At 51.4% G+C, this 12,439-nt stretch carries 10 protein-coding genes; 8 read left to right on the top strand and 2 right to left on the bottom strand.

Annotated elements, in window-relative coordinates; translation table 11 throughout:
• Positions 1-133 precede the first annotated feature (133 nt).
• From RBH92_RS07745 to RBH92_RS07735, 3 genes are read left to right on the top strand one after another with little or no spacing between them, the layout of a single operon-like run.
• Positions 134-436 (top strand): hypothetical protein, encoded by a 303-nt coding sequence (locus RBH92_RS07745; RefSeq protein WP_307931543.1) that lies wholly within the window; start codon positions 134-136, stop codon positions 434-436.
• On the top strand, positions 414-968 hold the full coding sequence (locus tag RBH92_RS07740; RefSeq protein ID WP_307931542.1) for a toxin-antitoxin system HicB family antitoxin: 555 nt from the start codon (positions 414-416) through the stop codon (positions 966-968). Before RBH92_RS07745 ends, RBH92_RS07740 begins: the two co-directional genes overlap by 23 nt.
• Positions 969-973: 5 nt before the next feature.
• Positions 974-1,243, top strand: coding sequence for a hypothetical protein (locus tag RBH92_RS07735; protein ID WP_307931541.1), 270 nt, complete (start codon positions 974-976; stop codon positions 1,241-1,243).
• 101 nt (positions 1,244-1,344) lie between these two features.
• On the opposite strand, the gene RBH92_RS07730 is transcribed toward RBH92_RS07735, so the two are convergent.
• Entirely contained in the window at positions 1,345-2,889 is a 1,545-nt protein-coding gene (locus RBH92_RS07730; protein ID WP_307931540.1) for an NAD(P)H-hydrate dehydratase, read from the bottom strand.
• Positions 2,890-2,978: 89 nt separating this feature from the next.
• On the opposite strand from RBH92_RS07730, the gene purL reads away from it, so the two are divergent.
• From purL to RBH92_RS07710, 4 genes are all read left to right on the top strand, one after another.
• A complete protein-coding gene (gene purL / locus RBH92_RS07725) occupies positions 2,979-6,968 on the top strand; it encodes a phosphoribosylformylglycinamidine synthase (RefSeq protein ID WP_307931539.1) in 3,990 nt (1,329 codons plus the stop codon).
• A 38-nt stretch (positions 6,969-7,006) separates the two neighbouring features.
• A complete protein-coding gene (locus RBH92_RS07720; protein WP_307931538.1) occupies positions 7,007-8,236 on the top strand; it encodes a ChaN family lipoprotein in 1,230 nt (409 codons plus the stop codon).
• Between the two features lie 18 nt (positions 8,237-8,254).
• Positions 8,255-10,294 (top strand): M1 family metallopeptidase, encoded by a 2,040-nt coding sequence (locus RBH92_RS07715; RefSeq protein ID WP_307931537.1) that lies wholly within the window; start codon positions 8,255-8,257, stop codon positions 10,292-10,294.
• Positions 10,295-10,425: 131 nt separating this feature from the next.
• Entirely contained in the window at positions 10,426-10,614 is a 189-nt protein-coding gene (locus RBH92_RS07710; RefSeq protein ID WP_307931536.1) for a hypothetical protein, read from the top strand.
• Positions 10,615-10,995: 381 nt separating this feature from the next.
• On the opposite strand, the gene RBH92_RS07705 is transcribed toward RBH92_RS07710, so the two are convergent.
• A complete protein-coding gene (locus RBH92_RS07705) occupies positions 10,996-11,871 on the bottom strand; it encodes a LysR family transcriptional regulator (RefSeq protein WP_307931535.1) in 876 nt (291 codons plus the stop codon).
• A gap of 357 nt (positions 11,872-12,228) precedes the next feature.
• Between RBH92_RS07705 and RBH92_RS07700 the strand changes: the two genes are divergently transcribed.
• The gene (locus tag RBH92_RS07700; RefSeq protein ID WP_307931534.1) at positions 12,229-12,438 is read left to right on the top strand and encodes a hypothetical protein; all 210 of its coding nucleotides are present in this window, start codon (positions 12,229-12,231) and stop codon (positions 12,436-12,438) included.
• Position 12,439: the final 1 nt, after the last annotated feature.

Here is a 12,439-nt window from a genome sequence, read left to right as displayed (position 1 = left end):
CCTAGTGATCTTGCCATGGGGTTGTTTATTCTAAAGCTTTCTACTGTATGCTCTTATTAAAAATATTGGAAATACAGTGCATATATTTTTTCAACAAGTATTTTCTTATTTGACACCGCAGGTGATGTCATAAATGACAAAATTTGATAAACTTCTAGTCCAACTTGACGCTATAAAGACCAGTCGGAACACATCATGCAGTGATTTTTGTAAATTATTGCGAAAACTCGGCTTTGAAATTAAAGATTGCGGAAATGCAGGACATAAAGTACTGATACATCCTTACATTCCTCTGTTAGAGAATACACATTTCAATTGTGGACATAATGCTGGCGAGGCAATTAAAGCTCCATATATCGCTAAGATTCATAAATTAGTTGCAGATCATGAGGAAAAAATTAGGGAATATTTCGATGAAAAACAGAATGGAATTTGATCCTGAAGCTTATACGATTTCGATTCGTAAAGAAACGATCGAAGATGAAGTTTATTATGTCGGTAGAGTAGCAGAGCTTCCGAATATTACTGCATTTGAGTCTACTTATAGCGAAGCCTACGCTATTGTTATTGATGCAATTCGCACTTTTAAGGCCATTGCGGATGAAACTAATGAAAATTTCCCACTTCCATATCATTCGTTGTCCGACGAATTCAGTGGGCGAATTACCTTGCGTATACCTCAATCACTTCATGCTAAGGTTTCATATTTTGCAACTAAGGAAAACGTTAGCATTAATCAATACTTAACGACCGCTATTGCATCCTATGTAGGAGAGTCTGGAGGTATTTCTAAAGTTACAATGATGGCAAAAAAAATAGTGGAGCAAATTGTTACTTCAACTTCAATTAGTATGAAATCGACTTCAAATAAATATAATGTTCTTACAGGTGAGCGTTTTCAGTATATTGATTTAGTTACTTTCAATTCTCAAACGACGGAACCAAGTTTAATTGAAATAGGACGATAAAATAAATGGCTGAGATAACAAGGATTGATTATTCGACTAAAGAATTGATTGGATTGATGTTAAAAGATCAAAATATTCATGAAGGTAACTGGATTTTAACTGCTACTTTTTTGCAAAGTGCGATCAATATCGGGCATTCAACAGAACACTCTGATATTGCTCCAGCTAGTTTATCCATATTAAATCGTATAGGTATTGAACATGTAAATGAACCTTTACCATTTTCTGTTGATGCCGCTATTGTTAATCCAAAGAAAACCATCTCAAAAAAATAAAAGCGATTGAAAACATAAAATTATCTGATAATAAATAATTATTTTCTATATTTATAAATTTTTGATGATAATTTTTCTGCAATATCCACCCAAATCGGCTTTCAAGCACTACCATCATTCATAAAATTCGATGCGTGCTGATAAATCCACTCATTCAGCAGCGAGCGTGCTTCCACGATCACTTCTGACGCTGTCATTCCCAGCATTCCTTGATGTTGCCGCAACCAGCGGTCTGCCGCGGCGCCGTGCAGATAAACCGCAAGCAGCAATGCCGGGCCGGGATTCAGGCCTTGGGCAAGTAGCGCGCCGATGATGCCCGCCAGCACATCACCGGTACCGGCGGTGCTGAGCGCGGGATTGCCGCTGGTGTTGAGGTAGCGTTTGCCGTCGGGGAAGCAGCAGATGCTGCCGGCGCCTTTCAGCACGACATAGCTGTTGAATTTTTGCGCGATTTGCAACGCGGCATTCATGCGGTTGCTTTGTATCGCAGCGCTGTCGGTATTCAGCAGGCGCGCGGCTTCCGCCGGATGCGGGGTTAGGATGCCGGGGGCGTTGCGCTGCTTGAGCCGGTTGGCTAAATTCGGATGCTGCGCGAGCAAATTCAGCGCATCGGCGTCGAGCACCAGCGGATGATTGCAGTCCAGCGCGGTTTCGAGCCATGCCAGGGCTTGCGCCGATTGTCCCAGGCCGGGACCGGCGATCAAGCAATGCAACTGTGTCAATTCGAATAGTCCGGATGGCGGACGCAGCATCAGTTCGGGTTGGAAGAAGTCCACCGCCGGTGCATTTTCCGCCAATAATCCGGCATAAACCCGCCCGGCGCCCGAATGCAACGCCGCCCGGCCAGCCAGCAGCGCAGCGCCTGTCATGCCGGCCGAGCCGCCGAGAATCGCGACATTACCGAACGAGCCTTTATGGCTATTGGCAGAACGGGGCGGCGGCAATAGGGATGCGGCGAGCATATGGTTCAGCAGCCAAATTTGCGGTTGCGGCGCTGACGGTAAATGAATGCCCAGATCGCACAGAATCACTTCACCGCAGCATTCCGGCCCGAAATTGGTGTACAGACCGGGTTTACGCCCGATAAAAGTAATCGTCAGCGTTGCGCGGATGGCGACGCCGTAAATACAGCCGTCGTCGCTGCCCAGGCCGGATGGAATATCCAGCGCGACGACCGGCGTTGCCATGCGGTTGACGGTTTCGATCCAATCCCGGTATTGACCTTCGATAGGCCGGTTGTTCGATTGATCCAGACCGATGCCGAACAATCCATCCACTGCTGCATCCCAATTGCGGTCGCCATCCGGTATGCCGGGATGAAGATCGCCGCCGCATGCCAGCCAAACTTGTAGTGCTTGTTTGGCGTCGGCTGGAATGCGGTTGCGGTCGCCCGCGAATACTACGGTGACGGTGTTACCCCATCCCTTGAGGTAACGCGCCACGACAAAAGCGTCACCGCCATTATTGCCGGGACCGGCAAGCACCAGGATTGACTGATTCGAGCGTTTCAACAACCGGTCGCGGATCGCCTGCGCTGCCGCCAGGCCGGCTTTTTCCATCAGCGGCGGCGGATTGGGCAGTTTCATGGCTTGTTGCTCGATATCGCGGATTTGAGCGGTAAAGAAAACGGGATCGGTAGCAATCATAATGACCGTGCAAATGGGACGATGATCAGCGATAAGTACATCTTCTCGTGTAAAATTGCAAACTTTTAATCTTCGAACGATTGCCTTTGATGCTTCAATTTTGTGGTGGACGTGCGTTGTCGCCATTCCGGCTGGAAAAATTACGACAACAATTCAGCGCGTTAAATATTCCGATAGTTGAGATTGATACCGAATACTGGCATTTTTGCCCGGTAACACGCGATTTACAGAGCGATGAAATGACGGCATTGCGCAAGCTGTTGAATCATCAGCCATCGCGAAACCTTATGCCGGAAAACGGCGATTTCTATTTGATCGTGCCGCGTCCTGGCACGATTTCGCCGTGGTCGAGCAAAGCCACCGATATCGCGCATCATTGCGGGCTAGACGCGGTTGAGCGCATCGAACGTGGCATTGCGTATTACCTACGCTGCAAGTCTCCTTTATCCGCTGAAGAGATATCCCGGCTGAAACCATTGCTGCACGACCGCATGACCGAGACTGTGCTGGCGTCGTTGGACGATGCCGATCGGTTGTTTCAGCACTTTCCGCCGAAACCGCTGAATACCGTCGACGTGACCGGCGGCGGCATCGATGCGTTGCGGCAAGCGAATCAAGCGATGGGATTGGCGTTGTCGGCGGATGAAATCGATTATTTGCTGCGACATTTCCAGCAAGTGCAGCGCAATCCGACCGATGTCGAGTTAATGATGTTTGCGCAGGCCAATTCCGAGCACTGCCGCCATAAAATTTTCAACGCGGACTGGATCATCGACGGCAAGCCGCGTAATCATTCGTTGTTTGCGATGATACGCAACACCCATCAACAGCATCCGCAAGGCACCTTGGTGGCGTATGCCGACAATGCCAGCGTCATCGAAGGCGCGGACATCGACCGGTTTTATCCGGGAAACGGGCAAGCCTACGGTTATGCCCGCGAAAAAACGCATGTATTGATGAAAGTGGAAACGCATAACCATCCGACCGCGATTTCCCCATTTCCCGGCGCTGCAACCGGTGTCGGCGGAGAGATCCGCGATGAAGGCGCGACCGGACGAGGCGCGAAGCCGAAAGCCGGTTTGTGCGGTTTCTCGGTATCCAATCTGAATATTCCGGGTTTCGTACAACCGTGGGAGGTTGACCGGTTGGGAGGGCAAGGATCTTACGGCAAACCGGGGCGGATTGCGTCGGCGCTGCAAATCATGCTGGAAGGCCCGATCGGCGGCGCGGCGTTCAATAATGAATTTGGCCGCCCCAATCTGGCTGGCTATTTCCGCACCTTCGAAGAACGCGTTGGCGGCGAAATGCGAGGCTATCACAAACCGGTCATGCTGGCTGGCGGCATTGGTCAAATTGCGGATGCGCATGTGCGCAAGGAAAAATTTCCGCCGGGTGCATTGCTGATTCAATTGGGCGGCCCCGGCATGCTCATCGGTTTGGGCGGCAGCGCGGCTTCCAGCATGGATACCGGCGCGAATACCGAGGCACTGGATTACGATTCGGTGCAACGCGGTAACCCGGAAATGCAGCGGCGCGCGCAAGAGGTGATCGACCGTTGCTGGCAGTTACAGCGCAGCGGCATGGAAAATCCGATTTTGTTTATCCACGATGTCGGCGCGGGCGGTCTTTCCAATGCGTTTCCGGAACTGGTGCATGATTCCGGGCGCGGCGGGCGTTTCGACTTGCGCGCCGTGCCTTCGGAAGAAACCAGCATGTCGCCGATGCAGATCTGGAGCAACGAAGCGCAAGAACGTTATGTATTGGCGATCAAACCGGAATCGCTGGAGTTGTTTCAGCGCATTTGCGAACGCGAGCGTTGTCCGTTTGCCGTGGTCGGGGAGGCCACCGCCGATGAATTGCTGCAAGTGAATGATCCGCAGTCCTCGGCACCGCCGGTCGATATGCCGTTGCCGGTCTTGCTCGGCAAGCCGCCGAAAATGACGCGCGATGTGATGCACGATTGCCGGGTGCTGCCGGGGCTTGATTGGACCGATGTTGAATTAACCGATGCGGTTTACCGGGTATTGCGCTTGCCCGCGGTCGCTTGCAAGACTTTTTTAATTACCATTGGCGATCGCAGCGTCGGCGGATTATCGGCGCGCGATCAAATGGTGGGGCCTTGGCAGATTCCGGTGGCCGATGCCGCAGTGACCAGCATGGGCTATCAGACGGTGCTGGGTGAAGCCTTCGCTATCGGCGAGCGCACGCCGCTGGCGCTGATCGACCCGGCAGCGTCGGCGCGCATGGCGGTTGGTGAAGCGATAACCAATATCGCCGCAGCGGCCATCGAGCGTATTGAAACTGTCAAATTATCGGCCAACTGGATGGCGGCCGCCGGTCATCGCGGCGAAGACGCCGGATTGTACGATGCGGTTCATACCGTCGGCATGGAATTATGTCCGCAGCTTGGCATCAGCATTCCGGTCGGAAAAGATTCGATGTCGATGAAGACCGCATGGGAAGAATCGAGTGAGCGCAAGGAAGTGACCGCGCCGTTGTCGCTGATCATCTCGGCATTCGCGACAGTTTCCAATGTGCGTCAAACGCTGACGCCGCAATTGCGCACCGATTGCGGTGAAACCGAACTGATTCTGATCGACTTGGGGCAGGGATTGAACCGCCTCGGCGGTTCCGCGCTGGCGCAAGTCTACAAGCAGACCGGTAATCTGGCGCCGACCATCGACGGCGAATTCGGCGCGGCGCGGCTGAAAGCTTTTTTTGGCGCGATTCAATGCCTTAATCAGGCTGACTTGTTATTGGCGTATCACGATCGTTCCGATGGCGGTTTATTGGTGACGCTGTGTGAAATGGCATTTGCCGGCCATACCGGATTGACGGTCAATCTGGATCAATTATGTTTCGATCCGCACAGCAGCGACATCGACGGGTCGGAAACGCGCGCCGGACAGTTGGGCGGGCGTTTCAAGGAGCGTTTGCTGGCGGTATTGTTCAGCGAGGAACTGGGTGCGGTCATTCAAATTGCCGCCGCGAAACGCTCGGAAGTCATGCGGATCTTGGACGAAGCCGGCTTGCGCGATCATAGTTTTGTCATCGGCCACTTGAATCAATCCGGCGAGATCCGCCTGATGCGCGACAACAAACCGGTTTTGGCGGAGAAACGCGTGGATTTGCAGCGCGCCTGGTCGGAAACCAGCTATCAGATGCAAAATTTGCGTGACAATCCGGTGTGCGCGCAACAGGAATTCGATCGTATTCTGGATACGGACGATCCTGGTTTGAAGATTGCGTTGCGTTACGAAGCATGCGATGACATCGCAGCGCCATTTATTCAATCCGGTTCGCGTCCGTCGGTTGCGATCCTGCGCGAACAAGGCGTCAATGGTCACGTCGAAATGGCGGCAGCGTTCGATCGCGCCGGTTTTACCGCGATCGACGTGCATATGAGCGACATCATAGCCGGGCGTGTCTCGTTGAAGGATTTTCAGGGTTTTGTGGCTTGCGGTGGATTTTCGTACGGCGATGTGCTCGGCGCGGGTGAAGGCTGGGCCAAGTCAATTTTGTTCAATACGCGTGCGCGCGATGAATTCGAGGCATTCTTCCAGCGTTCCGGTACCTTTGCATTAGGCGTATGCAATGGCTGCCAAATGATGAGCAATTTGCAGGAGATCATCCCGGGCGCAAGCGCCTGGCCGCGATTTAAACGCAATTTGTCGGAACAATTTGAAGCGCGTTTTGTCATGGTAGAAGTGCAGCAAAGCCCATCGCTGTTTTTCGATGGCATGGCGGGAAGCCGCATGCCGGTCACGGTGGCGCATGGAGAAGGAAAAGCGGAATTTGCGGCTGCTGAGCAGGTGCAGCAAGCGGCTAATCTGGTGACACTGCGGTATATCGATCATCGCGATCAAGTCACGGAAATTTATCCGTATAATCCGAATGGCTCAATCCAAGGAATCACCGGTTTAACAACGCCGGATGGGCGTTTTAACGTATTGATGCCGCATCCGGAAAGAGTCTTCCGGGTGACGCAACATTCCTGGCATCCCGATGCACGCAATGACAGTGCGGAGGATGGTTCGTGGATACGCTTGTTCCGCAATGCGCGCAAATGGATCGGATAGCCGTAAAAACCTTTTAACTCACTAAAAGAACAATTCAAATGGCAAATTTTCTTGATCATCAAGGTAATCGTTTTTTAGGTTTCGCGGTACTGGCATTGGGGCTGGTATTGAATCCGGCGCATGCCGTAGTGACGCCGTCGAAAAAACCGGCTTCGAATCAATGCGTGCCGTTGGGCGATTGGGTGACGCCGGGATCCGGCAAAATCCCGCAGCAGCAGGTGATTGCGCGCGCTGCGAAAGCGGAGGTGGTATTGCTAGGCGAAACGCATGTCAATGCTGACCATCACCGCTGGCAATTGCAAACATTGGCGGCATTGCATGCGCAACGTCCGGATATGGTCATCGGTTTTGAGATGTTTCCTCGCCGGGTGCAAGCGGCACTTGACCGCTGGGTTGCGGGTGAATTGACGGAACAGGAGTTTTTACGCGCGTCCGATTGGAATCATGTGTGGAATACCGATCCGAATTTGTATTTGCCGCTGTTTCATTTCGCGCGAATGAACCGGATTCCGATGCTGGCGCTGAATATTGAAACCAAGTTGCGCCGCCAGGTGGCGGAAAAAGGTTTTTACGGCGTGCCGGTCGAAGACCGCGAAGGTTTGACGCGCCCGGCCGAGCCGAGCCAGGCGTATATGGATTATTTGTTGCCGATTTACAAACAGCATGATCGGCGAGATAAACAGGGAGGGGAGATATCGCAACACGATCCCGATTTCCGCAAATTTATCGATGGTCAATTGCTGTGGGACCGGGCCATGGCGCATGTGTTGCAGCAAGCCGTCAACGGCTCCGTCACGCCGGGCAAACCGCTGGTTGTCGGTGTGATGGGCTCCGGTCATGTGCTGCACGGTTTCGGTGTGCCGCACCAATTGCAAGACTTAGGGGTCAGAAACGTTTCGGCGTTATTGCCTTGGGATGGCGATAAATCCTGCAAGCAACTGGTGGCCGGTGTTGCGGATGCGGTATTCGGCGTTTTGCCGCACGTTCCGGAATTAATCCGGCCGCAATTCCAGCGGCTTGGAATCCGCTATGAAATGGGGCGCGGCGGTGCAGTCGTTTTGCAGGTTGAAAAAAACAGTATTGCCGAAGTTGCCAAACTGATGGAATCCGACGTCATCGTGGAGATGGCCGGATTATCGCTGCAAACGACTGAAGACGTGATCAACATCGTGCGGCGGCAAGCGCCGGGAACCTGGCTGCCGATTAAAATTAAGCGCGATAATCAAGACATGGAAATTATCGCGAAATTTCCACCGCTCAAATCGTAACTTTCCCGGTTTAACCTTATGACACCGTTAGTATTGTTCAGAGCCGGTTTGTTGCTGATTTTGGCGAGTGTTATCAGCAGCAATACATTGGCGCGTCCATCACCGTTCAAATTTAATCAGATCGAATATGATATGACGGTGACCATTGATCCCGTTAAACGCACGATCGAAGGCGTCAGCATGATTACCGTCGAACGGCCGCGGGAGTTGCAATTGATATTGGGCGCGGCGTACGAGGTCACGCAGGCGGAATTCAACGACGGTCCGCTAGGACAAGGGCGCGAGCAGGCCGGTCAACCGCATATCTGGAATATTCCTTTTCATTTCCGCCAGCAAATCCAGTTTCTGATCCGCTGGCACGGCGTTTTGGATACGCTCGATACATCACTCGATCATCATCAAACACTGGGAAAACCGCTTGCGGTTAGCGGTGCGGACGGGAGTTTTTTACCGGACGGCGCCAACTGGTATCCGCGCATAGCCGGTGAATTGGCCAAGTACAAAGTAAAAATCGAACTGCCGCCCGGCTACAAAGGTTTGGTCGCCGGGCGTTTGGCTGAAGAATCCGATACCGAAGAAGGCTATCGCGCGGTGTTTGAATTTTCCCAGCCCGCCGAGGGCATCGACTTGATGGCCGGGCCGTATGTAATCGAGATGCAAACCTATCACAACATCAAGCAGAAGCCGGTGCAATTGCGGACTTATTTTCATCCGCAAATCCACGAACTGGCGGCTGATTACCTGGATGCGGTGAAACAATATCTGGCGCGCTACGAGGCACAAATCGGCGAGTATGCTTACTCCGAATTCAGCGTGGTATCGAGTCCGACGCCGACAGGATTCGGTATGCCGACCCTGACTTATCTGGGTATCGACGTATTGAAACTGCCGTTTATCCGTCATACCTCATTAGGCCATGAAGTGCTGCACAATTGGTGGGGTAACGGGATTTATCCGGATTATCGCAGCGGTAACTGGTCGGAAGGCCTGACCACGTTCATGGCCGATCATGCGTATCAGGAAGAACAAAGCGAGGAAGCCGCGCGGGAAATGCGCCTGGGTTGGCTGCGCGATTTTGCCGCGTTGCAGCCGGGGCAGGATCAGCCGCTCACCGCATTCACTTCGCGCACGCATGATGCATCAAAGATCGTCGGTTATAACAAAGCGGCGATGTTATTTTTCATGCTGCGCGATCAATTAGGGTCAGCCATGTTCCAGCGCGGCTTGCAGGGATTGTGGGCTACGCACCGGTTTAAAATCACGCCGTGGAGCGATCTGCAAAAAATGTTTGAAATTGTTTCCGGGCAATCGTTGCAGCCGTTTTTTTCGCAATGGCTCGAACGTTCGGGGGCACCGGATATCGCAATCGCTGCGGCGGCGAGCAGCGCAGTGGATAGCGGTTATGAATTAACGCTGATGTTGACGCAATCGGAACCGGCGTATCAATTGCAAGTGCCGGTCGTGGTTGAAACCGGTCAAGGACCGGTCTCGCATCGGCTCGATTTGCAGCAAACGCAACAGACATTTACCTTAAAACTTTCCGGAACACCGCAAGCCGTGTTGCTCGATCCGGACCTGCGGCTGTTCCGGAAATTAGCACCGCAGGAAGCGCCACCGATCCTGCGCGATGTGATGGTGCATCCGGCAACGGAAACGCTGATCTTGTCGGACAAAGACGATATCCGGCAGCTTGCCGCAGCGCTTGCGGAAAAACTGCAACGCCGGACGCCGGAATTGCTCGCCGATGACCAAACGCTTACCGCCGCTCCGGCTGTAATTATCGGCCTGCAGGCGGATATCGAACGCTGGCTGGAAGCGCAATCGCTACCCGGCATTCCGCAAGCCATCGCGGCAAAAGGCAGCGCGCAAGTATGGACCGTCGCCCGGCCGGATGGTGCGACGCTGGCGGTGGTTTCCGTAGCCGACGCTGCCGCTCTCGAAGCTCTGTTGCGCCCGCTGCCGCATTACGGGCGCCAAAGCTACCTCGCTTTTGATAGCCGGCAAGTGATTGAAAAAGGTGTCTGGCCGATGCAGGTGCAGCGTAGGGCGATCGAATAAATCAACAGCCGTGTGCATGGCGCTGTAAGCATGCACGCTATGTTTTTATGCGTAATTGTTGAATGTCATGAATTCATCGAACAGAAAACCGCAGGTTATTTCGGAGTCCCTTATACCAACGATCTTTTTCCATGAATTTCACCGCATTCCTGAATTGGCTGGCTGATGAAGGAGATGGATTTGCCGTGTCGGGCGTCATTGTCACGCTGCTGGAGACGATATTTACGGAATCTGCACCAGGCACGCTTACACAACGCAAGGCCACTAATTTAATGCCGCCAGATGCATTGCGGCCTGTTTTGAAAAAGAAAAGAGGTTAGTGTTTTTCACCAACCTCTTCGATTTGGTAGGTCGTGGCAGATTCGAACTGCCGACCAACGGATTAAAAGGTATGATATCTAACTGTTTTTATTAACATTAAACTCGTCAGTGCTCGCTAACACTCGTCAATAATTGTCAGAATTGTCACGTTTTATTCTTAGAGTTTTCTTAATAGCTGTACGCGAAAGTAAGAAAGTAGTAACTATACTGATATGCGACAATGGCATTATAGTAGTGGCGAGCTTCAGTAGAAAATCTCTTCTAATATTAAATACTCTCTTACATAATCACACTATTTTGCCCAGCTGGTGCTGACCAGGGCACAAGCTAATGTTTTACATTGCAATCCCAGTCAACGGAGCTTTCATTTTGGCTTCCTGTTAAACTTTACTTAAATGTTCCTGCAGGAACTTAATAAAGTGCTGTGTTTTTGCGGGCAGTAATCGGGTTTCCGTAACAGCGTAGATGGAGACTGGAGTGCCGTACCATTGGGGAAGTACGCGACGCAATCGCCCACGCGCAAGATCATCAGCGACAATTTTCTCCATCATCATGATGATGCCCATATCGAGTGTCGCCAAGCGGCAAATCATGCCGACACTGTTGAGTGTGAATCGACTGCCAATAGAAATTTTGGCGGTGTTCTCTCCATCGTGCAATATCCAAGTGCCAGTCTTCATGAGACCTAAACACTCATGGCGCGCCAAATCGGCTGGCTCGGCAGGTTCTCCCGCACGCTCAAGATAACGAGGCGAAGCGTATAGGTACACAGGGAGCACGCCCAATGGGCGCGCGATCAATTGCGAGTTCTCCGGTTCTCCAATGCGGATTGCTACATCGAAAGGCTCACTCACCAGATCGATCCGCCGTGACGTAAGATCGAAATCGAAGACGATGCCCGGATATAGTCTTGCAAATTCGGCGATTAAGGGTGTCATGTAGATCACGGCAAAATCTACAGGCAACGAAGCGCGTAGCACGCCACTGGGCTGCTTGAGCATTTCGCCGAGTTGCTCGTGCGCGAGCTTGGCTTCCTCGACGATGCGCTTACAGCGCTCGAAATAAATCTGACCAGCCTCGGTTAATGTGATCTTGCGTGTTGTGCGATGCAAAAGACGCAATCCGATCATCTTCTCCAGCGCACTGATCCGTCGCGATAGGGTTGAGTTCGGGATCCCAATAATATCGGCGGCCCCGCGAAAACTCCTAGCCCTGACAACTTCCACGAATAAGGCCATGTCATTCAAAAATTCCATATTAATTGCTCCATTAATGGATCAATCATATCCAAAAAACGGTATTTATTCTATATAAGAAGCAATAGATAATTCTACATTGAAAAATTAAGTGCAATCATCATGAATAATTGCGTGAGAAACTTCAAAAAGAAAGGGTGAACATTGAGCCATTCGGATTTATGTTGATCTTGTTGGAGCTGATTCTATTACACCGATACCAAGTGGAACTAAATAATGCACATACTTCGCTGAATCGTTCCTAACTTGCAGAAGATTCGATGCTTATTACATGGAGCCTTATCCATCAAATAGTGCAAATTGATCTCGGGTTGGTAAAAAGTAAAGTTATTGTAAATTTTATAGGGGGTTATTTTTATGAAGCGTATTATCAATGTAGCTACTATTACTTTGTTAGCTTTGTTAGTTATGCTGATAGCTGCATGTGGTCGTCCTTCGGTGACGATTAATGAAAGGGAAAGAGAGAATTATGAAAAAAAACTTGCTGGTGAAAAAATAGAGTGTGCATACGGACTGGATGCAAATGGATCATGCCTGAAAGAAGGTGATGATGGCATCTGGTATTAAT

The organism is Nitrosomonas sp. sh817 (assembly GCF_030908545.1).
Classification (GTDB): Bacteria; Pseudomonadota; Gammaproteobacteria; order Burkholderiales; family Nitrosomonadaceae; genus Nitrosomonas.
Note: the sequence above shows the minus strand (reverse complement) of the source record. Positions and strands in the feature narration are given on the sequence as shown.